Source organism: Undibacterium sp. TC4M20W (assembly GCF_049340245.1).
In the GTDB taxonomy this organism is placed as follows: Bacteria; Pseudomonadota; Gammaproteobacteria; order Burkholderiales; family Burkholderiaceae_D; genus Undibacterium.
Genome location: NZ_JBMPPI010000001.1, coordinates 509,535 through 533,263, shown reverse-complemented (window position 1 = coordinate 533,263; position 23,729 = coordinate 509,535). Strand labels below are relative to the sequence as shown.

Sequence of the window (23,729 nt, the reverse complement as noted above, 5' to 3'; positions counted from 1 at the left end):
GCAGGAAGATGAGCGTTACGACCAAATGAAATTGGGACTGTAGCCGCCTTTAGGCGGATCAAGGGTTACCAGCGCCTTTGAGGCGCCCCAGCAATAAACCTCCGGCTTTGCCGGAGGTAATTTAATTATTTTTCAGTTACCTGTCACAAACCGGTTTTCTCCAGCGTCTTATAGATGAAGAAAGCAATTTCGCTGACTCATTCAAAAACTGGAGAATTATCATGACACTCAAACTCAATTTCCCTGGCCTGGCACCTGCCGCTTATCAAGCCCTTGCTGGCGTCAACACGGTGCTGGATGCCAGCAGCCTTGGCAAATCTCTCATTGACCTAGTGTTCTTGCGGGTATCTCAAATCAATGGCTGTGCCTTTTGCGTAGACAAGCATGCACATGACTTGCTCGAGCATGGCGACAATTTCCAGCGTCTCAACAGCCTCGTATGCTGGCGCGAAGCTCCTTGTTTCAGTGAAAAAGAAAGGGCTGCACTGGCCTGGAGCGAAGCCTTGACCAATATCGCAGGCAAACATGTCGATGAAGCGCTGCAACAGGAATTGCCAAAGCATTTCACTGAAAAAGAACTGGTAGATCTGGCATTTGTGATTGGCCTCATGAATGCGTGGAACCGCATTGCCATCGCCAGCGGAAAAAGTTTCAGCATGCGCTAATTCGTAGCAGTAGTCGTCAGTTAGGCCAGTGCAAGCTCAAGGATAAATATTGACATTTTTATAAAATTATTTATCCTTGGCGGTCTTGTATGACCTGAACAACTGCCTGACAGGATTATTCCCATGACTACAGTGCCTGAGTTGCCATTCCTCCAGATACTTCCGTATTTATTCTTGTATGCCGCCATCGCGGCAGCGTGGCTACCCACAATAGTTTTGGCCGGGCCTGTCAAAAATCTGGTACCCGATCACCTGCTTGCTGTAATGGCAGGAATACTGGCTTTGATCAGCGGCCTCATCTCACCTGTGGCAGCGGTGGTACTGCTGGTTCTGGCACTCTTGCTGTGGGCGAGCGTCAGGAATACTTTTCCACTTGCCTTGCGCATAGTCGCCGGCGTGCTGGCACTGCTGGTAGCGCTGTTACTGGCGATGCACAAAGTGCCCGGCTTTTACAATATCCTGTTGCTGGACAAAGTCAGGTTCAGCGATGATGCCATCCCGTTTACGCTGTATGCCAATTTTGATAAAGGCATGGCAGGTTATTTACTGCTGAGTCTGTTTTGTTCGCGTGCCAGCGGCTGGAAACAATTCCTGGCAGATGGCAAGCGCATTGCCCTGCCAGCCTTGCTGACGATCGCCGTCCTCACAGGGCTGGGCCTGGCGATGCAATTTTTCCGCTTTCTTCCCAAGCTGCCAGAATCAACCCTGCTCTTCTTTGCAGTGAACCTGGTGCTGACTTGCGTGGCAGAAGAGGCATTTTTCCGTGGTCTGATACAGGAAGCCATCTACCGTCTGGGTAACAAGTCAGCCTATGGCTATCTGGCGATAGCCGTGTCGGCAATCTTGTTTGGCCTGTCTCATCTGGGTGGCGGTACGCAATATGCTGCACTGGCGACAGTTGCCGGGCTGGGTTATGCCATCATCTACCACCGGACTCGCAGGCTGGAGTGGGTGATACTCACGCATGCGGCTTTTAATCTGTATCACTTTGTTTTATTTACTTATCCGAGGTTGGCTTGATATTTTTTTGCCAGCATGACGTGTCGGTACAAATCCGTCGTACTGATACAAGTATGAATTAATTGTCATGGCTAGACTGCCCCTGTCGCTAATACAAGGAGTCATGATGGAAGAGTTGGAAGTCATTAGAGAAGACAATGTTTTGCTGACGCGTCTGGACGACGTCAGTAAACTGATACAAACCAATAGCCTCTGGTATCTGACCTTTGGCCTGGCCTGCTGTGCCGTGGAAATGATACAGGCAGCAGCATCACGTTATGACATGGAGCGATTTGGCATGATACCGCGGGCCAGCCCCAGGCAGGCTGACCTGATGATCGTCGCCGGTACACTGACCAATAAAATGGCACCCGCCCTGCGCCGTATCTATGATCAGATGGCAGAACCGCGCTATGTCATTTCCATGGGTTCATGCGCGAATGGTGGCGGTTATTATCACTACTCATATTCAGTGGTGCGTGGTTGTGACCGTATCGTGCCTGTGGATGTGTACATACCCGGTTGCCCACCAACCGCCGAGGCCCTGATTTACGGGATCATACAATTACAGCGCAAGATACGCAGCAAGACCATGATAGAGCGCTAGCTGCTAGCCTTTTCCTGCTTGTGCAAATACGGGGGCATGCTTCTTTTGCCCCATCAAAATGCATTTCCCTGTAGTTCCCCGCACAAATCCTCGCATCTCCCCGCATCTATTTCCCAATCAAGCTGCATGGCGCGGTATGCGCTATGAGAGCTATCGCACACAAGATCCTGCATGGATTTATTACAATCTGCAATTTCTCATTGATTTTTGCCGAATGGGATTCTGATTGTAAAAACTATATAATCAAAAATTAAAGAATTTTGACATTCCCCTGCTGTGCATAAATAGCCAGACAGGGATACGGTGTTTGCCTGGTTGCCGTATCCAGGAATGCTGAATCAATACTGCGATCAGAACGAACCGGAAAACGTATGAGTACCCAAAGACACAGTACCAGGCCCTATTCAGTCAACTTCTTCCCTATGCAAAGGCAGGAAAAAGCATGATCACGCCAGTCTCCCAAACTGACCAGGACGATTTCAAGCGCATCCTTTTCCGCAATATTTCACTCCCGCTGGTGGTTGGCGTGATCAGTGCCGCCATCTTTGTCGGCATGATTTTCTATTTATTGTCTGCGCTGAAATGGGTGGAGCATACCGTACAGGTGATCGCCAATATCAATGAAGCATCACAATACTCTGTCAATTTGCAGAGTGGCATGCGTGGTTATCTGGTGACAGGTGAGGAAAGTGTTCTTGCTACCTATGATGTTGATAAATCGCAAATAGCCAACCGCCTGCACAGCCTGGAACAGATGGTCAGTGATAATCCTGTGCAAGTCGACCGCTTCAAACGCATACAAAGTCTGCAAGCCGAATGGGAAAAATACTCGCTGGGCATCATAGACATGAAGCGTAACAAGCAAGACTATCTGGCTGCCATCGGTGCCGGGCGTGGCCGGGCCTTGTTTACCCAGATACGCAATGAGTTCGATGATGCCATTACGATGGAAAGAAGTTTGCTATGGGAGCGTAATAACGCATCCAAGCAAACTGTCACGATGATTATTGGTATCTACCTGACGATTTCACTAATACTCGCTGGTTTATTGGCCATGCTGGGCAGGCGTGATTTGCTGAGTCTGTCTACTTCTTATAGTAATGCCCTCAAAAAACATGCAGATCATGCGCTGGTATTGCAGCAGCAGGCGTGGTTGAAATCTGGTCAGACTGAACTGACCGAGCAAGTCATAGGTCAACTGGCGGCACCCGCTGTGGGAGATCGTGTACTTGAATTTTTGGCAAAATATTTGAATGTCAGTGTTGCTGCTTTTTATGTGCGTGAAGGCAATAATGTACTGCAAAGAGTCGCATCTTATGGCTTTTCCAAAGATGAAAATCTGGGGAATTCATTCCTTTGGGGTGAAAGCCTGGTCGGGCAGGCGGCCAGTGAAAACCGTATATTGACATTGCGTGATGTTCCAGATAACTACCTGAAAGTAGCCTCTGGCCTGGGGAGTAGCAAACCAAAAATGCTGGTGTTGCTGCCTTTCTCCAATGAAGCCAAAGTCATTGGTGTCGTGGAACTGGGTTTCATGGACTCTGTGCAGGAGCGTGATCTCGACTTGCTCAAACTGCTTGCAGATAATATAGGCACCTCCATAGGTGCCGCACTGTATCGTCAGCAATTGCAGGATGTGCTGGCAGAAACCCAGCAATTGAATGAAGAACTGCAGGTGCAGCAAGAAGAACTGCGTACCGCCAATGAAGAGCTGGAAGAACAGTCACGTGTATTGGAAGAATCACAAGCAAATCTGGAAAATCAAAAAGCTGAACTTGAACAAATCAATGATCAACTGACAGAACAGACTGGCGCGCTGGACCGTAAAAATGCCGCCCTGAATACGGCGCAAGTCGAGCTGGAAAAAAATGCCCAGGATTTGCAAAGAGCTAGCAAGTACAAATCAGAATTCCTGGCGAATATGTCGCATGAATTGCGCACGCCTCTTAATAGCTCATTGATACTGGCCAAGCTGTTGTCGGATAATAAAAAGGGTAATCTGGATGATGAACAGATCAAGTTTGCCCAGACTATTTATTCTGCTGGCAATGATTTGCTGAATCTGATCAATGACATTCTCGATATTTCCAAGGTAGAAGCGGGCAAGCTGGAACTGAGCCCGCAGCAGATAGTCTTGCGCAGAATGGCAGAAGAATTAAGCAGGACTTTCCAGCCTCTGGCAAACCAGAAGAAACTGACATTCGCAGTAGAAATCGAGCCTGGTGCGCCAGACTTGATCGTCTCCGACCCTGCACGGGTAGATCAGATATTAAAGAACCTGTTATCAAATGCCATCAAGTTCACCGAAGCCGGGACCGTGACTTTACGTATTGCTGCAGATCAAAATCACATGATCAGTTTTGCCGTGTCTGATTCTGGCATAGGCATAGCAGCAGACCAGCATGAAACGATATTTGAGGCATTCCAGCAGGCTGATGGCACGATTAACCGCCGTTATGGTGGCACTGGCCTGGGCTTGTCAATTTCGCGCGACCTTAGCAAATTGTTGAGTGGCAGTATCCGGGTTTGCAGTACGATAGGCAAGGGCAGTACATTTACCCTGACGCTGCCAGAGCAATGGCAGACTCCGGTAGTGACTGAAAATCAAGCTGTGCGACAGCCTGCTTCTGCATCTGCATTTACAACGACAACGACAGCAGCGCAGCTTCCCGCCGCCCAGCAGTCTTCTGCAACTGCGAGTCCACCTGAGCCCACAACTGTGATGGCAGTCGCGACTGTCGAATTCCCGGACGACAGGGTTAATCTGTCTACCCGCAACCGCACCATCCTGGTTATCGAGGATGAGCTGACATTTGCAGGCATCCTGTATGAGCTGGCGCATGAGATGCAGTTCAATTGTCTGGTTGCACAAAGCGCGCAAGAAGGGCTGGCGCTGACACGTCAGTTCTTGCCAGATGCTATCTTGCTGGATATCCGCCTGCCTGACCGTTCTGGCCTGACAGTTTTGCAGCAATTGAAAGAAGATTCGCTGACCCGTCATATCCCTATCCATATGGTATCGGGCATGGAGCGCAGTGATGCCGCCATGCATCTGGGTGCGATAGGTTATGCGAATAAACCGGTGACACGTGACCAGTTGAAAAATGTGTTCCATAAACTGGAAGAGAAATTTACTCAGGAAATCAAACGTATCCTGGTGGTCGAAGATGATGCACGTCAAAGAGACAGCGTCATCCAGTTGCTGGGTGATTTGAATGTGGAAATTACCGCAGTAGAACTGGGTGAGCAGGCTTTGCAGTTATTGCGCACGACGGTATTCGATTGCATGATCATTGATCTCAAATTGCCAGACATCCAGGGGCATGAGTTATTGCAACGCATGACGCTGGAAAATATCCCGTCCTTCCCGCCTGTGATAGTCTACACAGGCAGGAATCTGACGCAGGCAGAAGAAGCTGATCTGATGAAATACTCGCGCTCCATCATCCTGAAAGGTGCACGCTCACCAGAGCGCCTGCTTGATGAAGTGACGCTGTTCCTGCACAAGGTAGAGTCGCAATTGCCATCGCAGGCGCAGAATATGCTGAAAGAGGTGCGTAGCCGTGACCGTATCTTTGAAGGTCGCAAGATTTTGCTGGTCGATGATGATGTCCGCAATATTTTCGCCCTGACCAGTGCACTGGAGCAAAAAGGCGTGAATGTGCAGATAGGCCGCAATGGTTTTGAGGCCATCTCCAAACTTGATGAAGTGCCCGATATTGACCTGGTTTTGATGGATGTCATGATGCCGGGCATGGACGGGCTGGAAGCAACCCGCCGCATACGGCAGGATGCACGCTTCCAGAAATTGCCCATCATTGCGGTGACAGCCAAAGCAATGAAAGACGATCAGGAACAATGCATGCTGGCTGGCGCCACGGATTACCTGGCCAAGCCTATTGATCTTGACCGCCTGTATGCACTGTTACGTATTTGGATGCCACACCTGGAGCGCCATGCAGATTAGTATTAATGACATAGAGCTGCGCTTGCTGATGGAAGCAATCTATCTCAAGTACAGCTATGATTTTCGTGATTACGCCGGTTCTTCACAAAGGCGCAGGGTGTCGCACGCCATCAATCAACTGGGATGTGCGACTATTTCTGCATTGCAGGAAAAAGTCTTGCATGACCCAAAAGTGTTTTCGCAATTACTACAGTTCCTGACGATACCTGTTTCATCGATGTTCCGCGATCCGACTTATTTTTTTGGATTGCGCGAACAGGTTTTGCCATTTTTGAAAACTTACCCTTCTCTCAAAATCTGGATTGCCGGGTGCAGCACAGGTGAGGAAGTGTATTCCATGGCCATCATGCTGCGTGAAGAGGGCTTGCTGGAGCGTACGCTGATTTATGCCACAGATATCAATCCGCAGTCACTGGAAACAGCCAAGAAGGGTATTTATCCGCTAGAAAAAATCGAGAGCTATGCCAGCAATTATCTAAAGTCTGGTGGCCTGCATAATTTGTCTGATTACTACACTGCCGCCTATGACACGGCCCTGTTTGATCGTAGCCTGACAGAGAATATTACTTTTGCCGACCATAGTCTGGCAACCGACAGTGTATTTTCAGAAACGCATCTGGTGTGCTGTCGCAATGTGCTGATCTATTTTAACAAGGGCTTGCAAAACCGGGCACTGGGTTTGTTTCATGAGTCGCTTTGTCATAAAGGTTTCCTGACATTGGGCAGTAAAGAAAGCCTGGACTTCTCTGCCTATGCGGACAAGTTCACAGCATTGTCAAAGCAAGATCGTTTGTTCCGCAAGATTTGACTGACGCGACCATGCCCGGTGCGGACATAAAAAAAACAATCGTGATCGGCGCCTCGGCTGGGGGTATCAGTGCATTGCAAGACATATTGACGGGTTTGCCAGCTGATTATGGCTTACCTATTATTGTCTTGCTGCATTTGCCAGAGAACCGTGAAAGCAAATTGGTTGAACTGTTCGCACATTTTGTAAAATTGCCAGTCCGTGAGGCGCGTGATAAGGATATCATCAGCGCTGGCACGATTTATTTTGCCAGTGCCGGTTATCACTTGTCGATAGAAACAGATTACAGTTTTTCCTTAAGCTGTGAAGCGCCAGTATTTTTTTCGCGCCCTTCAATTGATATCCTGATGGAGTCTGCTGCCCATGTGTATGGCAGGCGCCTGGTGGGTATATTACTGACAGGCGCCAATCAGGACGGGGCTTATGGCTTGAGTTGTATTGCAAATCATGGGGGATTAACGGTAGTCCAGGATCCTGGCGAGGCGCAAGTTGCCACCATGCCGAAGGCCGCCCTAGCGCAAATGCAGCCTGATTTGATACTGCCCTTGCATGAGATTCATCAGTTGTTATTAAGATTGAAAACCACAGTATGAACACGAACAATATAGCGAAACTTTTGATCGTCGATGACAAGCCAGAAAACCTGCAGGCGCTGGAGGCTATCATCCGTCATGAGGGCCGTCAGATTTTCCAGGCTGCATCTGGTGACCAGGCGCTGGCATTATTGCTGGAGCATGAATTTGCCATGGCCATACTGGATGTGCAAATGCCGGACATGAATGGTTTTGAACTGGCCGAGATGATGCGCAGTACAGAAAAAACGCGGCATATTCCCATCGTTTTTGTCAGTGCAGCAGGCAAGGAACTCAATTATGCCTTCAAGGGGTATGAAACAGGCGCAGTAGATTTTTTGCACAAACCTCTGGATATTCATGCAGTGCAAAGCAAGGTAAATGTGTTTGTCGCCCTTTACCAGCAACGCAATGAAAGCCGCAGGCAAGTGCTGGCACTGGAAATCAGCCGGGCGCAGCAGGAAGCCTTATTGAAAGATTTGCATTTCGCGCAGGAAGAATTGCAACGCGCTGTACGCATGCGCGATGATTTCATGTCCATGGTCGCGCATGAATTGCGCACGCCCTTGAATACCCTGTTTCTGGAGTCGCAGTTGCGCACGCTGCAACTTGACCGCAACAACACTGAGTTTTTTAATGAGATTAACATGCGCAAAATGGTGGAGCGTGACCGCCGCCAGATTGAAAGCATGGTACGCCTCATTGATGACATGCTGGATGTATCACGTATCAGGAGTGGCCAGCTATCCATACGCCGTCAGCCTACCGAGCTGGCCAGTTTGCTGCAGCGTGTCGTCAATGACTTGAGTGCCCAGGCATTGTCGAGTGGCAGCACCATAGAGCTGGAAACGATAGAGCCTGTGACCGGCATGTGGGACCAGTTCCGCATCGAGCAAATGCTCATCAACCTGCTGACCAATGCATTGCGCTATGGGGCCAAAAGACCGATTACCGTGTCTGGTGTGGTGCAGGAAGACAGTGTGCACATCCGGGTACAGGACAGGGGCATAGGTATCTCCGATGAAAACCTGCAGCGTATTTTTGCCCCATTTGAGCGTGCCTTGAATTCAGACTCGTCGGGTGGCCTGGGCCTGGGCTTGTATATTACCCGGCAACTGGCAGAATCACATGGGGGATTTGTCAGGGTCGAAAGCGTGGTCGATGAAGGTTCTACCTTTACGGTCGTATTGCCTTTGACAGAGACCTGAAGCCAATATTTATGAGCTTGTAGTGAGTTGAAATTTTTGTATCAGGGGGAACAAGTGGTCGTAAGCAAGGCCACGTGTTACTAGCAATTGTTCCAGGCAGTCATTCTTGTAAATCATGGTGATGGTGCTGGAATCTTGCGTGGATTCCCAGATCGACATATCACTGGTGAAATTCATGTAATGCCATGCACCACCCGCCTCCGATAAACCATCCCAGATCAACTGGGACAGCATATCGGCTCCGGCAAAATCAGCCCAGTCTATGGTTTCATCACCATTCCTGGGCCTGATTTCAATTGTCGTCATCAGCCCCGGCTTTGATATACCACTTTGTCGAGGCTGGCTTCTCCAAAGGCATCCGCGTTGCTGAGGTAATCATCAAAAGGGCCGAGCTTGCTGATTTCTGTGCCATTGCGAAAAACCAGTTGCAAGCCATTTTCTTCATCCCAGTCGCAATCACATTCAACAGAAACATAGACTGTCTTGTCGCCATTCGGGCGCTGGCTGACCAGGGCTTCATAGCCATACTGTATGTGCTGCCAGACATCTGCAGGCTGGGCTATCTGCACCACATCGAGTTTTTCTGATTTGCGGTAGTTGGCTACATCCTGATAATAAGCAAAGATATCAGCTTCTGCTTTTTTCAATACAGCAGGATCAAGCTTGATAAAATTGGCAATAGCAGTATGAAAATCTGCCTTGCTCGCATCGTCGGCTTCATCATAGCCTTCGAGCAGGAATTCATATTCCTGTTCTTGTAAGGCTGGTATCAGTACTGGATGGCTGATGTACCAGCCATTTTCTTCATCTTTTTCTACTGGGCCAAGTCCGGGGATGTTCATAGTGGGTTTTCTTTAGTGGTAGTGAGACAGGCAATATTTGCCGTAACCACTATTGTCCCACACTACCTGCCTGAGTTTGCGCTTCTGCTTCCGGATGTTGTTGCACCCCTGTTGTGTCATACAACTGGATTTCATTCAAATGATCCAGGCAATGGATTTCATCCGGGCTCAGGCCTACCCTGAGTTTTTTGTCGGCACTATTCAACTGGGCGTGATTGACCAGCAGGCGGGTCTTGGCGATCAGATCAGCCGTGTGCAGCAAATGACCGAGCGGGCTCCATTCTATGGCTTTGCTGCCACCGGTCTGCTGTTGCAGGGCCAGTATGACATGCGCAGGAAATTCCCAGCGCTGGGCGACACGGTAAGACAGGGTTGCTGCAACTGAGGCGAATATGGGCTGGAAGGCAGGGGAATACTTGAATTTGCCTTGCACACATACCTGGTCCAGCAGCCGGAAGGCAATGATGAGGCCAACATTTTTCATCAAGCCAGTCAAAAAGGCATGGAAGGGGTCCATATCGCGCGCCAGGGTATGGCAGGCAACCGCACATTTTTCTGACTGTGCCCAGATATGCGGGGCGGCACGGCGGGTGAACTTGCCTGCATTGAGATTGATGATGGGCCGGAAGGCAACCTTGGAGATCACCAGTCGCAAGCCTTCTTCACCCAATATCATGACGGCTTTTTCCAGGCTGTTGATGCGATCAGCCGGGTTGTACAGGGCGCTATTGACGGTATTGATGACTTCCCCGACCAGCACCACATCCTTGACGATCTGGCCCGACAGTTCTCCGGTAGAGATAGTCTTGCTGCGCAGGCTGTTCAGCAACTGGGGTATGACGCTGGGCACGCGTGGCACGATGACAGCGTCATTGAGGTCAGATGCCAGCAGTTTATACAAGGCTTGCATGGCAAGTTGTTCATTATCGATGAGGCTGCTGCCTTCACCGGGGTAGCCCATGATCCAGTCAAAGAACAGGCTCTCTACCGGCAGCGCAGGTTTCCAGGTAATGAGTTTTGCTGTGCTGGCAGTCGTGCTGGTGGCGGCTTCTGAAGCAGGCGCCGGTGCAGGAGCTAGCGTGGAATTTGGCGCAGGAGCGGGCTCAGTTTTTTGTATCACAATAACAGGCTCGGGCTGAGCAGTGGCTGCTGGTGCAACTGCCTTGGGGCTTGTCACGGGCTCAACCAAAGGTGCAGATGCAGGCACAGGCTGCGCGCTGGCTGGCGCGGCCTGTTCAGCACCGAACAGGCGGTTGAAGAATTTGCTCAGGGTATTCGCCATGGCTGCCCTTTCGATTCAAACTGAGATAGCGCATTTTGATGCTGTTGATGTTCAAGACGCGCCAGAAGTTTCAGTGTGTATATTTGCCGTGGGCATGTCAATCCCAGGCCAGGCTTATCGTGAGTTTGTTGTCAGGTTTTAACTTAAATTGTCATTCGCCAGCAGCAAGCTGGGCATTCAGTATGGCAATTTCAGCCATGATTTCCGCAGGAAATTCTTCCCTCGCCCATTCCCGGTATTCACCTTGCGCATAGGCCAGGCCATTCTTGTAATACATATAGGCATTCAGGCGGTTGCGCACATAATTGTTTTGCGTGCGTATGACCTTGCCCGGCGTACCCATAACGATGGAATTATCAGGAATGACTGTACCTTCTTTCAGAAAAGTATGTCCCGCAATAATGCAGTTATTACCTATCACGCAGCCATCCATGATGGTGGAATTGATACCTATCAGGCAGTTATCACCTATGGTGCAGCCATGGATGGTGCAATGGTGGGTGATGGAGCAATGGCTGCCTATGATGGTGGGCGTCTGGTCGCCAATATGCAGCATGACAAAATCCTGGATATTCGTATAAGGACCTATGATGATTTCCTTATGCTCAGACCGTGCTACCACATTCATCCAGATTGAGGCATTCTGGCCTACACTGATCTTGCCATACAGTTGTGCCGTGTCATGGATATAGGCGGGCTTATCAAGTGTGACATCCGGACCGATGAAAGCCATTTGCTCCTCCCCAAAATGAATTACGTCAGCTCATCAAAGATAACAGCATACTGCCTTACAGATGCATTTGCAGAAGTATTCTGATGGCGATTATCCAGCACACCGCCATGCCAGACAGATACAGCATTGCCCGCCAGGGTTGCAGGCCACGCAGATAGACGATGGTGTGAAGGTAGCGTATCAGTACATAGCTGCCAAACAGCCAGTTGGCGCTTGCTTGCGTGCCACCGAGCAAGGTATAAGTCAGCGCCAGGGCCAGGAAGAGCGGCAGGTTTTCTACATCATTGCGCCAGACGCGGGCGCAGCGCTGTACCAGGTCGGCCTCTGCTTCTACAGAGCGCAGGCCAAACATGCCTGCATCCTCTGGCAAGAGATAGCGACGGCTGCGTATGCGGCTGATTACCTGTACGCCGCTCAGCAGGCTGGCTTTGACGAATAGAGCCAGCAGGGCCAGTACAAAGCCCGACAGGGCGGGATAGCTCATCATACTGCCCTCTCTGCGTCTTGTTTGCCGTTGCGTGCATCCCTGGCCGTCGTAAATTGCGCGATTTGCTGGCTTGAGGGACGCAAGCCACTCATGGACCATCCCTCAGCCTCGCTTTCCTGGATATTGATCCAGATGGATTTCTTGAATTCAGCGTTGCCACCACCTTCCACTTCTACCAGTACATCGGCAATTTTTTCCAGCAGGCGCTGTTTCTGCTCTATGTTCAGCATTCCTTTAATTGTGTTGATTTGCACGTAGGGCATGTCGTACTCCTTGTCTGTTGTAAGAGACTTCATTGTGCAGTGTGCAGAAAAGTACTACCATTGGCTGAATCGACAAAAAAAGGTGTTTATTGGACAGGCGGTAAAAATTGGACAAGGCAGCCAAATGACAATGAAGACAACAAATGAAGGAATCATACGCATAGGCGTACTGGTCTATCCCGGCTGCCTGCGCAGCGGGGCAGTCATGCCGCTGGATGTATTTACCATTGCCAATACCCTGGCAGGCATACGCCCTGCGGGTAGCAAGCCTGTGCAATTTGAAGCCTTCTGGGTCAGCGCCCGTGGTGACATACTGCAAGAAGTAGATGGCCTGCATTTTCAGGCACACGATATTCATAAGCAAAAGCTTGATGCCCTCATGGTGCCTGGCGTAGATCACAGAGACAGCAACCAGCTTGATGGCTTGCTTGATGCGCTGGCACCTGAGCAGGCATTGATGGAGACTTATTTGCAGCAGGATAGTCTGCTGATTTCCAGTTGTTCCAGCACCAGCCTGCTAGCCAGGACGGGCAAGCTTGATGGTCGCCGTGCGACTACTAGCTGGTGGCTCAGCGCATATTTTCGCAAGAATTTCCCGCAGGTTTTACTGGAGGCAGAAGAGCTCATCGTCGTGGATGGCCAACTGGTATCTTCTGGCGGCGTGACTTCTTATATCGATTTGTCGTTATGGCTGGTAGGACATTTTGCGGGGGAAGAACTGCGCCAGATGACGGCCAAGATACTGGTGGTTGATGCCAATAGAAACAGCCAGGCGCCCTATGTCGCCAAGGCCATCATGCAGGATCAGGGTCATGCCGTTATTGAGCGTGCACGGCGCTGGCTGAACAAGCGCCTGGATCAACAATGGGCCATGGCTGACCTGGCCAGTTATTGCAATGTCAGCCAACGGACTTTGCTCAGGCGCTTCCAGGAATCGATGAAACTCAGCCCCATCCACTATGTGCAACAATTAAGGGTGGAGCGCGCCAAGGCTTTGCTGGAAACCACCCGCCTGTCTCTCGAAGATATTACAGCGCGTTGTGGTTATGAAGATGTGTCGAGCTTTAGTAAAATCTTCAAGCAATGGGCGCAAGTGACGCCCAAGGATTACCGGCGCAGGTTTGGATTGAGATTCTAGATGGCATAAGGACGGCAATGGATAACAGACATATAATGATCGTTGGTGGTGGCGTCATCGGCAGTGCGGTGGCGTACTTTTTAGCTGTGCATCCCCGTTTCCAGGGCAGGATCACTGTGCTGGAACGTGACCCTACTTATACCCACGCCTCGTCCGCCCTGTCTGCCAGTTCGATACGCCAGCAATTCAGCACACCGCTGAATATACAGATGTCGCAATTCGGCATCGCCTTCCTGCGTGACTTGCATCAGCACCTTGCGGTTGATGGCGAGTTGCCGGAACTCGGTCTCAGCGAACATGGTTATCTGTATCTTGCCAGCCATGCCGGTGCGGCCACTTTGCGTGAAAATCATGAGATACAAAAGCATGAAAATGTTGATGTCGCCCTGCTTGATCAACATGGACTGCAGCAGAAATTCCCGTGGCTGAATGTAGCTGACCTGGCTTTAGGTTCGCTGGGTCTCAGTGGTGAAGGCTGGTTTGATGGTTATGCCTTGCTGATGGCATTTCGCCGCAAGGCGCGCAGCCTGGGCGTCAGTTATCTGCAGGCAGATGCGCAAGGCTTTGAGCAGGAGAATGGCAGGGTAACTGGCGTACGTTTGCAGGATGGTTCTGTCATCAAATGTGATGTCGCCGTCAATGCAGCCGGTGCCTGGGCGCGGCCTTTACTGGTGGGTACCGGTTTTGATTTGCCTGTGGTTGGCCGCAAACGTACCGTGTTCGTGGTCTCCAGTCCGGCGCAGACACCGGCCTGCCCGCTCATCATAGATCCATCCGGTTTATGGTTGCGGCCAGAAGGCCAGCACTGGATATGTGGCTTGCCACCGGAGGATGATCCCGATGATGCACCGCTGGAAGCAGACTATGAGCAGTTCGATACAGTCTGGCAAATCATGGCCAATCGCGTTCCCGCTTTTGAAGCCCTGCGCATGCAAAGAGCCTGGGCTGGCTATTATGAATACCATGTGTTTGACCAGAATGCCGTCATCGGCGCGCACCCGCAATTGGCAAACCTGATACTGGCGAATGGCTTTAGTGGCCATGGCATGCAACACGCACCCGCTACCGGGCGCGGTATTGCAGAGCTATTGATAGACGGCGCTTACCGCAGCCTGGATTTATCGCCCTTGTCTGCCCAGCGCATACTGGATGGCAGACCGCTGCTGGAAAAGAATGTGATTTAAGAGTGTGATCTAAGAGCGTGATTTGAAGCTGTCCGCTTATGCAGCCTTGGCAGCATAAGCATCCAGCTCATCGAGCCAGACCTGCTTTTGTTCAGGCGTGACAAACGAGGCTTCAAAGGCATTGCGCGCCAGTTGCAGCAATTCTTCCTTGCCCAGTTCCAGCGCGTCGGCAGTGGCGATGTAATTCGCATTCATGTATCCACCAAAATACGCCGGATCATCTGAGTTGATGGTCACGCACAAACCGGCACGCAGCATGCGCGCCAGGTTGTGTTCGCGCATATCCTTGACTACGCACAACTTTAAATTTGACAAGGGGCAGACCGTCAGTGGCATGCGGCTTTGCTGCAGCCTGGCCATGAGGGCAGGGTCTTCTTCTGCGCGTACGCCGTGGTCTATGCGTTCGACTTGCAAGACATCCAGGGCGCTATGGATATAGGCTGGCGGGCCTTCTTCGCCAGCATGTGCGACCAGGCGAAAACCCATGGCTTGCGCGATCGTGAACACGTGGGCGAATTTTTCTGGCGGGTTGCCGACTTCGGCAGAATCCAGACCCACACCTGTCCACAGGTCAGCGTATTCATCGCGCAAGGGCAGGGCTGCTTCCAGCGTGGCTATGGCATCTTCTTCACTGAGGTGACGCAGGAAGCACAAGATCATCGCACCAGAAAACCCGTGTCTGGCGCGCGCTTCGCGCAAGGCGCGGGCGATGCCTGAGAACACGGTAGTGATATGTATGCCGCGTGCAGTATGGGTTTGCGGGTCAAAGAACAATTCCACATGGCGCACATTGTCGGCCAGGGCGCGCTCTATATAGGCATGCGTCAGGTCAAAAAAATCCTGCTCGGTTTGTAGTACGGCAGCACCGGCATAATACAGATCGAGAAAAGACTGCAAGTCTGCAAAGTCGTAGGCTGCGCGTACTTCTTCTACGCTGGCGTAGGGTAGTTGCACGCCGTTTTTTTGCGCGAGGGCAAACATCAGTTCAGGTTCCAGCGAACCTTCTATATGCAAATGCAATTCTGCCTTGGGCAGGCCGCGGATAAAGTCGTGCAGTTGAGTACTCATGATCTTGAACCTGAAAAAGGGTAATGCCAGATAAAAAGTATGGCAATGATACGCTGAAGATATCACTGCACCCTTTTCAGGATATCAAAACCAGATGATGTTCTGTATAGATGGCCGCATATTGATACAGGCCAGTGCTTGATGATGTGGGGTTTTTACAGCCAGCAGTTGAACAGGCGCAAAGTAGTACGGGCTAGTATTGGCTAGTATGGACGACGGCCATAGCCATCGTCCCTATCCATCGCCCATATTGATTATCGCGTCGTTTTCATTGTCTGCCGGTGGTGCCGGATACCTGTTGGTACAGATTAGTGCAGATTAGTGCAACAACACGCTTTGACCCATATAGCCATCAAACTGGCCAAGGAAATCATCGATTTCTTCTATGCTGGGTTCATTGGCGATCAGTTCAGTTACGTCCTTGCGGAAATTGATCGCCAGCGGGCCGCCAATAAACCATTCACGGCGTACTGCCTTGTCGGTAATCTCATAACCACCAAAGCGCAGGGCTTCGTGGTCAGTATCTGCGCCATATTCGATGACGCTATATTGATCGCTGTTGTAAATGATATTCATTTTATGCATCCTTTCTGGCTGGAGGGGATGCCTCCGGGTTAACCGTACATGATGTAAATACAGCGAATTTCAAGCAATAGCCGATGATGGAGCTGAGCGTGGAGCGATTTTGAGGCTGGGATGCTCGCTATGCTTCCTCAACGACACTTGCGACTGCGTTACTGTGCTGTTACCAAGTATTACGGCATGGCAACGTCTCGACTTTAGCGACTTAACATTGGTTCACAAGCTAGTGTTTGATGTGACTATTCTGGCATTGACGGCACTGCATCGTATTGATTTAAAAAGATCAAGAATTCGGCGTGCCAGTGCTGTTGATTTCAAGCAAGTTAGTGTAGGCAGGGTCTTGGAGTGTCAGCAGGAGTTTATCCAGGTGGGCATCACTGGCGATGCCTAAGTATATATTAGCTGGTTTTTGCCTGAGGGCGCGGTTCAATGTGACGCGCAGGCTGAGGTTGCCTATGCAACAGAAGCAGCCGGGGGCAATGCGGCTGATGTGCAATAGGTCAGTGGGGCGCAGGATATCTTGCCCATCAGGCAAGCCTTCGAGGATGACGATGTTCTTGTCTGTGGCCGCGCTGTTGTCAAGTAAACAGGCAAGGGAGGCTGCAATTGCCGCCTCCCTTTCGGTATAACTTGCGCCGTGTATCAGATGTAATTGCGCTTTTGCTGCTGTCACTTTGCACTCACGCCGTACTCACGTTCTACTCACGCACTACTCATATCGTGCTGTGCTGCAACATTATTCACCACGTTTCGCATACTTCATGGACTCAACGCCGAGTTGCTTGAGTTTGCGGTACAGGTGCGTGCGTTCCAGGCCGGTTTTTTCTGCCACTCTGGTCATGCTGCCGCCTTCGCGGTTCAGATGGTATTCAAAATAAATACGCTCGAATGCATCCCTGGCTTCACGCAGCGGCAAGTCAAACGACAGGCTGGCAAACTGATTATTTGGTGCAGCAGCAACAGGCTGGGCAGCAGAAAAATGCCTGGCTTCATAGGCCGGTGTTGCACTGCCAAAACTACCGGACATGCCCGTACTGGCAGGATTATCATTGCTGATCACGCGCAAGGCAGGTGCTGCCGGTTTGGCTGGCTCTGTGCTGCGGGTCAGGCCTTGCTGTACTGCTTTCAACAGTTTTTGCAGGGCGATGGGTTTTTCCAGGAAATTCAAGGCACCTATCCGTGTTGCTTCAACCGCTGTATCTATCGTGGCATGACCTGACATCATGATCACAGGCATCGTCAGCAAGCCGTCACGCTGCCATTCTTTTAACAGGGTAACGCCATCCGTGTCCGGCATCCAGATATCAAGCAAGACCAGATCCGGCCTGGCTTCCTGTCTGGCAAGACGCGCCTGCTGAGCATTTTCAGCAAGTTGAACCACATGACCTTCATCACCGAGAATTTCAGACAACAATTCACGGATACCCATTTCATCATCTACGACCAATATATTTGCCATAAATCTACCCTATTACCGCCTCTATGTTTTTTTGGGTGCTTCTTACCGTTCGATGTTCAAGTCTGCATATGGTTTGCTCCAGACGGGCTGGTGAAAACGATGTGCTTGTGTTGAATGACAATTTCAAAGTGCCCCTTCTGCTCTTTAGCCGTACTCCTCTTTTGGGAATATCGGAACAACTACTGCACAACTATTACCACAAGTACGGCGAACTTATGCCGTATTTGAATCCGGTGCTAACTTTAACAGCAAAATCGCTACTTTTGCACCGTTTGTATCGCTGCGATTTTGAATATCGATCCTGCCGCCATGTTCATCAATGATTTTCTTCACCATTGCCAGCCCCAGACCGGTGCCGCGTGGTTTGGAAGTGGCATAGGGTTCAAAAGCCCTTGCCAGGATTTTGCTGGAAAATCCCGGGCCGTTATCGATAATTGACAGGCGTACCGCAGAGTGCGCTATCTGGTCAGTTCCAGTGTAGCGCACTACATCGGTGATGACATCAATACGCGCTACAAAACCGGGAGTGGTATTGTCCGCAACCGCATCCTGGGCGTTTTGTAAAAGATTGTGAATTACCTGGCGCATCTGGGTGGCGTCACCCATGACCTTGGGCAAATTCGCTGCCATGGTCAGTTTGATGGCGTCCCTGCCATCGCCGGCGATATACAGGTGCAGCACTTCATCAATCAGGCCAGCCAGATTCAAAGGCATGAGCACCGCTGGTGGCGTGCGCGCATAGTCACGGAAATCATCGACCATACGTTTCATCGATGTCACCTGGTTGACAATGGTGGTCGTGCTCTTGTTGAGTATCAGTACATCGGTTTCGCTGAGCTTGTCCTGTAATTTCATTTGCAGGCGTTCTGCCGACAATTGTATAGGGGTCAGCGGGTTCTTGATTTCATGTGCGAGGCGGCGCGCTACTTCACCCCAGGCAATGGAACGCTGTGCAGAAATGATGTTGCTGATGTCATCGAATACGACCACATAGCCACTGCCCGATGCCACCGGCAAATGCGAGCCACGCGCCAGCAGGGTAATGCTTTGTTCGTCTTCTGCGACGACTGCTTCACTTGGTGCACCTGGTGCACCCGGTGCACAAGGTGCTGCCGGTGTTGCTGGCAATGTAGCTTTCTTGCCTTTGTTCGGACGCGGCACTTCAATTTGCTGTTGCCAGTGCTGCTCGCGTTCATTTTCACCGCCAGCGGCTGATTGTGCATGCTGTTCTGAAAAAGCCTTGGAAATGGCAAAGGCAAAAGCCTGCATGCCATCAATATCGGCCAACGGCTTATTGATTTCACTTTCCAGCCTGCGTTGCAGGATACGTTCTACTGATTCATTGCAAGTCACCAGATTGCCATTCTGGTCCAGCACCATCACGCCGGCAGACATATTTGCCAGTACCGATTCCAGATAGGCTTTGGCGTTTTCCAGCTCATTACGGTTTTTTTCTACCGTGGCGCGGGCATCGAATAATTGCCTGGTCATGGTGTTGAAAGACTTGGTCAGGCTGCCCAGCTCATCGGTGCTGGTGACGATAGGGCGGGGTGAGAAATTGCCCTCGGTCACGGCCTTGGTACCTTCTGCCAGCAACAACAGCGGCCTGGCCAGCTCACCTGATATCAAAAACGCGCTGGTGATGGCCGCAACTATCGCCAGCAACAGCGTCAGCGTCAGGGTGATGATGTACATCTTTTTCAGGTTCACCCGGCCGATTGAGCGCACCTGGTATTCGCGCGAGGCATTGCTCAGCGCTTCGGCATGCATGGCCAGGTTCGCTGGTACGGGTTGTATCAGTTGCAGGTACAGGGCTTCATTTTGCAGGGATATCCAGCCCGTTGTCATGCGCAGCGGCACCACCACGCGCGAGCGCAGGATGCGGGCAGGTTCAGGTGCCAATGCCGGTCTGGTGGCACCACGGGTTTCTGCGCTGATGGCTGAACTTGCCGCGCTTGCAGAACTTGCTGAGCTGGTAGTGGGATCATCCGTCGCAGGCTGTATCAGCTTTTCATCCCTGGCAGCGTAATAACGCGACAGCTTGACTTGCCTGATCATTTCGGGCGTAGGCAATTCAGGCAGCAGGCTACCGACATTATCATTGGCAGAGGCAATCAAGCGGCCCTTGCTATTGACGATAGTAGCTTCCTGTATCTGCATGCGTTCACGCAGGCGCGACAAGTGGATGGACATCGAGCTTTCAGACGGATCAGACAATTCTGAAGCCATGTCATTGGCCTTGGATTGCAAATCCGCCAGCAAGAAGTCAAGCGCAGTCAGCCCCATGTTCTTGCCAGAATCGAGCGCAGACTCAACCTTGACGTCAAACCAGGATTCGATGGAACGCGAGACAAACTGTACCGACACCAGGTAAATCACGCTGCCCGGCAAAATACCGACGAGGGCAAACAAGACCACCAGCCTGGTCATCAGCTTGGAGCCAAACTCCTTGGCACGGAAACGGCGGAACAAGCGTAATACCAGCGTCAGCACCAGTACCAGCAAGGCCATCGCAACCACGGCATTGGCGTCCAGCAGCCATTCATAGTAACGCTCAAAACGCGCAGAATTTTCCTGGACTGTAGTCAGGAAAAACAGCAGGATGCTCATCAGAGCACCGCCGATAATCAGTGCATACCGCAAAAATCTTGTCACTTGTCTTCAGCCTTGAAGGAAAAACGCTTCCACTCGGTTTTCTGGCTCCAGTGACTGTCGTTAAAGCTGGGTATCTGCAAATGCATGGGAATCTTGCTCAGGCCCATGCGCAATTGCAAGGCAACATTGTAGGTGGCACCGGCCGAGAGCAGGGATTTGTCAGCAATCAGCCAGCGATTCGGGCGTGTCACCAGGTTCAGGGCAGTGTCGAGAGAGGCGAAGTTTTGTTGCAAGCCATTATTAATGGTGACGGTATATTGCTGCGTCCACTCATTATAGGCAATCCTGACCAGGTATTCGCTGCGCACGACCTTTTCGTCCACCCAGTACCAGCGTGAACGGGTCAGCTCTACCTCGGTCGTGAACGATACCGGGATGCCATCGCGGATAGCCTTGCGCAAGCTGTCACTGAGTTCCAGCGAGAAACTGGCAGCCAGGCGGTAACCCTCGTCACTGGCTTCTATCCTGGCGGTTTTGACTTCCACATCGGCAGCCTGGGCCGCAGGCACCACTGCCATTGCCAACAGCGCCAACATCAAAGTCAGCGAAAACTGGCGCAGCAGGGAAGCTAAACGTCTGAACATGCAATCAATACGGAAACAAAAGTCTGCTAATGATAGCTTGAACTTGTTGGCATTCGTTAATTTTGCAGTGGTTTTTGAAACAATGCATAGAACAAACCGTCATGTTCGTTGTTGCTTTCGGACGTATTGCCCATGATGGGCAGTAATTGGCCCGGTGCATCCAGGCGTTCTGCCCCGTTGCGGGTGGCAAAGGCGGCTGCCTGGGCTTCGGATTCCAGCGGCCAGATTGAGCAGGTGACCATCAGCATCTTGCCGCCCGGTTTCAGCATGCGCCACAGATTATCAAGGATGCGGGCGGACAGGGCCGCCAGCTGGGCAGCATCGGTCTTGCGGCGCAGCCAGCGGCTGTCCGGGTGACGCCTGACCACGCCAGAGGCCGTGCAGGGCACGTCAGCCAGGATGCGGTCATACGGCTGGCTATCCCACCAGTTATTACGGGTGGCATCACCTTCCTTGATGGTCGCAAACAATTTCAGGCGCGCCAGGTTTTCATGAATGCGCTGGATACGGGCCGGGTCGGTATCGACCGCGGTCAGTTCAATATCGGCCAGTTCCAGCAAATGGCCAGTCTTGCCGCCGGGGGCCGCACAGGCGTCAAGCACCCGCATGCCTGCCTGCACATCCAGCAAAGGAGCGGCCAGTTGCGCTGCGGCATCCTGCACGGACACCACGCCAGCTTCAAAGCCGGGGATGTTCAGTACCGGCATAGGACGGTCAAGGCGTACGGCAAACGGGCCTATCTGGCTGGCACCGATTTGCTGGCTGGCCAGTAATTCCAGATATGCAGCCACAGTACTGGCACGCTGGTTGACCCGCAAAGTCAAAGGCGGGGCATGGTTGCCACAGCTTAAGATCGCTTGCCAGTCTTGCGGGTAGGCTGCTTTGCACTGATCTACCCACCATTGCGGGTAATTCCATGCGGCTGCCGGTTGCTTCATGACCAGCTTCAGTAATTCATCTTTCTCACGCAGGTAGCGGCGCAGTACGGCATTCACCATGCCCTTGGCAAATACCATGTGCGGGCTGGAGGTGGCGGCGTTCACTGCCTGATCCACCACCACAAATTCTTCATACGCTTTTTCTTCATCGCCTTCGTTGCCCACCAGCAAGGTCAGCGCGCAACACAGCAGGCTATATAACAATGCCGGTTCCGGCGTCTTGTTGGTCATAATCTTCAGCAAGGCATCAACCCGGCCCACCTGACGCATGGTACGGTAGGCAATATCCTGGATTGCGCCACGGGCTTGCGGCAAAGGGTTGGTTTGCGTGAATACCCGCGTCAAAGCCTGTGGCAGTGCCGTACCTTCCAGCACATAGGCCACGGCCTGTGCTGCGCCGACCAGGCTAAAAGCCAGCGAGTCTGTCTTGACTTCTACCGTCTCAAATTCGACCTGTGGCTTATTGCTGTCGCGGGATGTGCTACCTGCGCGCGCAGTGCTGCCATGCGCATTGCCACTCGCTGCATTGGTACTGCGGGCAGGTTTGGCTGGTCGGCCCAGGGTTTTTCTTGGTTGATCTTGCATATTTTTATTAGATGGATTCGCAATACTGCAATAAATTGCCTTTGTGGCAATTTAACATAAATTCGCCCGCCAGCACATTCTGCCTATAAAACTGGCAGGCCGGATCATGGCGAAAGGGCGCTAGTGTAACAGCCTTGCTGCCTTAATCTGTTTTCTTCAGGGCGAAACCATACCTGGCTGGTTTCCAATTCCATGTTCACCATCAGATAAACTGCTTTCAGGCGGCTTTTTGTATCTGTTCCAAAGGGGTAAATTGCTGGAGTTCCAACCAGGTACGCAAGTCGTCGAATACCCTGGTGGCATCGAGCTCATTAAATATCTCGTGATAGAAACCGGCGTAAAAATGCTCACTGAACCGGGACGCATCCAGTTTTTCCAGGAAGCGCCTGCTGCCGGCAGGATCGACCAGGTGATCGTCCTCTGCCACCATCATCAGCAGGGGGATGCTTAATTCCGCAGCATGGGCATGGCAATAATCCATGGCCTGCAACATGCTGGTCAGCAGGCGTGCGCTCAGGCGGGTATGCACCAGGGCATCGTTTTGATAGGCAAGTACCACTTCGCCATCATGGGATAAATAGCGGGTTTGCAAGCCATTTGGCAAGCCAACGCCGGGGATCAGGCTGGAAGCTACTTTCAGCAAGCCATGTTGCAGGCTGGACATGCGTATCGCCAGCGCAGGGGAAGATAAAATCAGCGCACGCAAGGGGCTTAATTGCTCCAGCGCATAGCGGGCAGCGAACAGGCCGCCCATGCTATGCCCTAATAATATGGGCGGGCCCGCCAGTGACTGGCTAAAGTCACTGATAACTATTTGCGCATCACGCAAGAGGCACATCGAGTCTGGTACGTCACCGCTGCCACCGTCAGACTGACCATGGCCTCGGTGATCATACGTCCGCACGACAAAACCCAGGGCATTGAAGAATCTGGCAACATGGGCATAGCGGCCACAGTGTTCGCCCAGGCCATGCATGATGACTACCCCTTGCCGGGGCTGCTCCATGAGCGTATCTGCCAGTGGCCAGTCACGTACAAAGATGGCCTTGCCATCGCTGGTCTGTAATTCAAATTCCCTGGTATTTTCTACGTGGGAAGTCATG

Annotated in this window: 23 protein-coding genes; 9 read left to right on the top strand and 14 right to left on the bottom strand. The window is 51.5% G+C overall.

Annotated elements, in window-relative coordinates; genetic code table 11:
* The first annotated feature begins 221 nt into the window (after positions 1 to 221).
* The 7 genes from ACO0LL_RS02535 to ACO0LL_RS02505 all read left to right on the top strand — a co-directional run bounded on the left by ACO0LL_RS02535 (position 222) and on the right by ACO0LL_RS02505 (position 8,826).
* On the top strand, positions 222 to 665 hold the full coding sequence (locus tag ACO0LL_RS02535; RefSeq protein ID WP_422949315.1) for a carboxymuconolactone decarboxylase family protein: 444 nt from the start codon (positions 222 to 224) through the stop codon (positions 663 to 665).
* A gap of 123 nt (positions 666 to 788) precedes the next feature.
* On the top strand, positions 789 to 1,685 hold the full coding sequence (locus ACO0LL_RS02530; RefSeq protein WP_422949314.1) for a lysostaphin resistance A-like protein: 897 nt from the start codon (positions 789 to 791) through the stop codon (positions 1,683 to 1,685).
* A gap of 67 nt (positions 1,686 to 1,752) precedes the next feature.
* Entirely contained in the window at positions 1,753 to 2,271 is a 519-nt protein-coding gene (locus ACO0LL_RS02525) for a NuoB/complex I 20 kDa subunit family protein (protein ID WP_422949313.1), read from the top strand.
* A 442-nt stretch (positions 2,272 to 2,713) separates the two neighbouring features.
* Entirely contained in the window at positions 2,714 to 6,238 is a 3,525-nt protein-coding gene (locus ACO0LL_RS02520; RefSeq protein ID WP_422949312.1) for a response regulator, read from the top strand.
* On the top strand, positions 6,228 to 7,046 hold the full coding sequence (locus tag ACO0LL_RS02515) for a CheR family methyltransferase (RefSeq protein WP_422949311.1): 819 nt from the start codon (positions 6,228 to 6,230) through the stop codon (positions 7,044 to 7,046). The genes ACO0LL_RS02520 and ACO0LL_RS02515 overlap by 11 nt, the downstream gene beginning before the upstream one ends.
* A gap of 41 nt (positions 7,047 to 7,087) precedes the next feature.
* The gene (locus ACO0LL_RS02510; RefSeq protein WP_422949310.1) at positions 7,088 to 7,639 is read left to right on the top strand and encodes a chemotaxis protein CheB; all 552 of its coding nucleotides are present in this window, start codon (positions 7,088 to 7,090) and stop codon (positions 7,637 to 7,639) included.
* The gene (locus tag ACO0LL_RS02505) at positions 7,636 to 8,826 is read left to right on the top strand and encodes a hybrid sensor histidine kinase/response regulator (protein ID WP_422949309.1); all 1,191 of its coding nucleotides are present in this window, start codon (positions 7,636 to 7,638) and stop codon (positions 8,824 to 8,826) included. The genes ACO0LL_RS02510 and ACO0LL_RS02505 overlap by 4 nt, the downstream gene beginning before the upstream one ends.
* Positions 8,827 to 8,835: 9 nt before the next feature.
* Here the strand turns inward: ACO0LL_RS02505 and ACO0LL_RS02500 are convergent, their stop codons facing one another.
* The 6 genes from ACO0LL_RS02500 to ACO0LL_RS02475 form a co-directional block, all read right to left on the bottom strand.
* Complete coding sequence (locus ACO0LL_RS02500) at positions 8,836 to 9,132, bottom strand: hypothetical protein (protein WP_422949308.1); 297 nt, start codon at positions 9,130 to 9,132, stop codon at positions 8,836 to 8,838.
* Positions 9,132 to 9,668: a DUF6985 domain-containing protein gene (locus tag ACO0LL_RS02495; RefSeq protein ID WP_422949307.1), complete on the bottom strand. Its 537-nt coding sequence runs from the start codon at positions 9,666 to 9,668 to the stop codon at positions 9,132 to 9,134. Before ACO0LL_RS02495 ends, ACO0LL_RS02500 begins: the two co-directional genes overlap by 1 nt.
* A 49-nt stretch (positions 9,669 to 9,717) precedes the next feature.
* Entirely contained in the window at positions 9,718 to 10,950 is a 1,233-nt protein-coding gene (locus tag ACO0LL_RS02490) for an HDOD domain-containing protein (RefSeq protein WP_422949306.1), read from the bottom strand.
* 151 nt (positions 10,951 to 11,101) lie between these two features.
* Entirely contained in the window at positions 11,102 to 11,683 is a 582-nt protein-coding gene (locus ACO0LL_RS02485; RefSeq protein ID WP_422949305.1) for a gamma carbonic anhydrase family protein, read from the bottom strand.
* Between the two features lie 55 nt (positions 11,684 to 11,738).
* Positions 11,739 to 12,170, bottom strand: a complete 432-nt coding sequence (locus ACO0LL_RS02480; protein WP_422949304.1) for an MAPEG family protein — start codon at positions 12,168 to 12,170, stop codon at positions 11,739 to 11,741.
* The gene (locus ACO0LL_RS02475; protein WP_422949303.1) at positions 12,167 to 12,433 is read right to left on the bottom strand and encodes a tautomerase family protein; all 267 of its coding nucleotides are present in this window, start codon (positions 12,431 to 12,433) and stop codon (positions 12,167 to 12,169) included. The genes ACO0LL_RS02480 and ACO0LL_RS02475 overlap by 4 nt, the downstream gene beginning before the upstream one ends.
* Before the next feature lie 130 nt (positions 12,434 to 12,563).
* Here ACO0LL_RS02475 and ACO0LL_RS02470 point away from each other — a divergent pair, with 130 nt between their 5' ends.
* Both ACO0LL_RS02470 and ACO0LL_RS02465 read left to right on the top strand, forming a co-directional pair.
* Positions 12,564 to 13,571, top strand: coding sequence for a GlxA family transcriptional regulator (locus ACO0LL_RS02470; RefSeq protein WP_422949302.1), 1,008 nt, complete (start codon positions 12,564 to 12,566; stop codon positions 13,569 to 13,571).
* Positions 13,572 to 13,588: 17 nt separating this feature from the next.
* The gene (locus ACO0LL_RS02465; RefSeq protein WP_422949301.1) at positions 13,589 to 14,755 is read left to right on the top strand and encodes an NAD(P)/FAD-dependent oxidoreductase; all 1,167 of its coding nucleotides are present in this window, start codon (positions 13,589 to 13,591) and stop codon (positions 14,753 to 14,755) included.
* 36 nt (positions 14,756 to 14,791) lie between these two features.
* On the opposite strand, the gene ACO0LL_RS02460 is transcribed toward ACO0LL_RS02465, so the two are convergent.
* The 8 genes from ACO0LL_RS02460 to ACO0LL_RS02425 all read right to left on the bottom strand — a co-directional run bounded on the left by ACO0LL_RS02460 (position 14,792) and on the right by ACO0LL_RS02425 (position 23,728).
* Positions 14,792 to 15,823: an adenosine deaminase gene (locus ACO0LL_RS02460; protein WP_422949300.1), complete on the bottom strand. Its 1,032-nt coding sequence runs from the start codon at positions 15,821 to 15,823 to the stop codon at positions 14,792 to 14,794.
* A 318-nt stretch (positions 15,824 to 16,141) separates the two neighbouring features.
* The gene (locus tag ACO0LL_RS02455) at positions 16,142 to 16,399 is read right to left on the bottom strand and encodes a BTH_I0359 family protein (protein WP_422949299.1); all 258 of its coding nucleotides are present in this window, start codon (positions 16,397 to 16,399) and stop codon (positions 16,142 to 16,144) included.
* 289 nt (positions 16,400 to 16,688) lie between these two features.
* On the bottom strand, positions 16,689 to 17,078 hold the full coding sequence (locus ACO0LL_RS02450) for a GTPase (protein WP_422949298.1): 390 nt from the start codon (positions 17,076 to 17,078) through the stop codon (positions 16,689 to 16,691).
* A gap of 63 nt (positions 17,079 to 17,141) precedes the next feature.
* The gene (locus ACO0LL_RS02445; protein ID WP_422949297.1) at positions 17,142 to 17,864 is read right to left on the bottom strand and encodes a response regulator; all 723 of its coding nucleotides are present in this window, start codon (positions 17,862 to 17,864) and stop codon (positions 17,142 to 17,144) included.
* A 213-nt stretch (positions 17,865 to 18,077) separates the two neighbouring features.
* Positions 18,078 to 20,519: a sensor histidine kinase gene (locus tag ACO0LL_RS02440; RefSeq protein ID WP_422949296.1), complete on the bottom strand. Its 2,442-nt coding sequence runs from the start codon at positions 20,517 to 20,519 to the stop codon at positions 18,078 to 18,080.
* Positions 20,516 to 21,103, bottom strand: coding sequence for a DUF4390 domain-containing protein (locus tag ACO0LL_RS02435; RefSeq protein ID WP_422949295.1), 588 nt, complete (start codon positions 21,101 to 21,103; stop codon positions 20,516 to 20,518). The genes ACO0LL_RS02440 and ACO0LL_RS02435 overlap by 4 nt, the downstream gene beginning before the upstream one ends.
* Before the next feature lie 56 nt (positions 21,104 to 21,159).
* On the bottom strand, positions 21,160 to 22,626 hold the full coding sequence (gene rsmB / locus ACO0LL_RS02430) for a 16S rRNA (cytosine(967)-C(5))-methyltransferase RsmB (protein ID WP_422949294.1): 1,467 nt from the start codon (positions 22,624 to 22,626) through the stop codon (positions 21,160 to 21,162).
* Between the two features lie 217 nt (positions 22,627 to 22,843).
* Positions 22,844 to 23,728 carry a lysophospholipase gene (locus tag ACO0LL_RS02425; RefSeq protein WP_422949293.1) on the bottom strand — a complete coding sequence of 295 codons (885 nt, stop codon included), beginning with the start codon at positions 23,726 to 23,728 and terminating at the stop codon, positions 22,844 to 22,846.
* Position 23,729 lies beyond the last annotated feature (1 nt).

Coding starts and splice junctions, on each gene's coding strand:
- ACO0LL_RS02535 (WP_422949315.1), top strand. CDS start 222: ATGACACTCAAACTCAATTTCCCTGGCCTGGCACCTGCCGCTTATCAA.
- ACO0LL_RS02530 (WP_422949314.1), top strand. CDS start 789: ATGACTACAGTGCCTGAGTTGCCATTCCTCCAGATACTTCCGTATTTA.
- ACO0LL_RS02525 (WP_422949313.1), top strand. CDS start 1,753: ATGGCTAGACTGCCCCTGTCGCTAATACAAGGAGTCATGATGGAAGAG.
- ACO0LL_RS02520 (WP_422949312.1), top strand. CDS start 2,714: ATGATCACGCCAGTCTCCCAAACTGACCAGGACGATTTCAAGCGCATC.
- ACO0LL_RS02515 (WP_422949311.1), top strand. CDS start 6,228: ATGCAGATTAGTATTAATGACATAGAGCTGCGCTTGCTGATGGAAGCA.
- ACO0LL_RS02505 (WP_422949309.1), top strand. CDS start 7,636: ATGAACACGAACAATATAGCGAAACTTTTGATCGTCGATGACAAGCCA.
- ACO0LL_RS02500 (WP_422949308.1), bottom strand. CDS start 9,132: ATGACGACAATTGAAATCAGGCCCAGGAATGGTGATGAAACCATAGAC.
- ACO0LL_RS02495 (WP_422949307.1), bottom strand. CDS start 9,668: ATGAACATCCCCGGACTTGGCCCAGTAGAAAAAGATGAAGAAAATGGC.
- ACO0LL_RS02490 (WP_422949306.1), bottom strand. CDS start 10,950: ATGGCGAATACCCTGAGCAAATTCTTCAACCGCCTGTTCGGTGCTGAA.
- ACO0LL_RS02485 (WP_422949305.1), bottom strand. CDS start 11,683: ATGGCTTTCATCGGTCCGGATGTCACACTTGATAAGCCCGCCTATATC.
- ACO0LL_RS02480 (WP_422949304.1), bottom strand. CDS start 12,170: ATGATGAGCTATCCCGCCCTGTCGGGCTTTGTACTGGCCCTGCTGGCT.
- ACO0LL_RS02475 (WP_422949303.1), bottom strand. CDS start 12,433: ATGCCCTACGTGCAAATCAACACAATTAAAGGAATGCTGAACATAGAG.
- ACO0LL_RS02470 (WP_422949302.1), top strand. CDS start 12,564: ATGAAGACAACAAATGAAGGAATCATACGCATAGGCGTACTGGTCTAT.
- ACO0LL_RS02465 (WP_422949301.1), top strand. CDS start 13,589: ATGGATAACAGACATATAATGATCGTTGGTGGTGGCGTCATCGGCAGT.
- ACO0LL_RS02460 (WP_422949300.1), bottom strand. CDS start 15,823: ATGAGTACTCAACTGCACGACTTTATCCGCGGCCTGCCCAAGGCAGAA.
- ACO0LL_RS02455 (WP_422949299.1), bottom strand. CDS start 16,399: ATGAATATCATTTACAACAGCGATCAATATAGCGTCATCGAATATGGC.
- ACO0LL_RS02445 (WP_422949297.1), bottom strand. CDS start 17,864: ATGGCAAATATATTGGTCGTAGATGATGAAATGGGTATCCGTGAATTG.
- ACO0LL_RS02435 (WP_422949295.1), bottom strand. CDS start 21,103: ATGTTCAGACGTTTAGCTTCCCTGCTGCGCCAGTTTTCGCTGACTTTG.
- rsmB (WP_422949294.1), bottom strand. CDS start 22,626: ATGCAAGATCAACCAAGAAAAACCCTGGGCCGACCAGCCAAACCTGCC.
- ACO0LL_RS02425 (WP_422949293.1), bottom strand. CDS start 23,728: ATGACTTCCCACGTAGAAAATACCAGGGAATTTGAATTACAGACCAGC.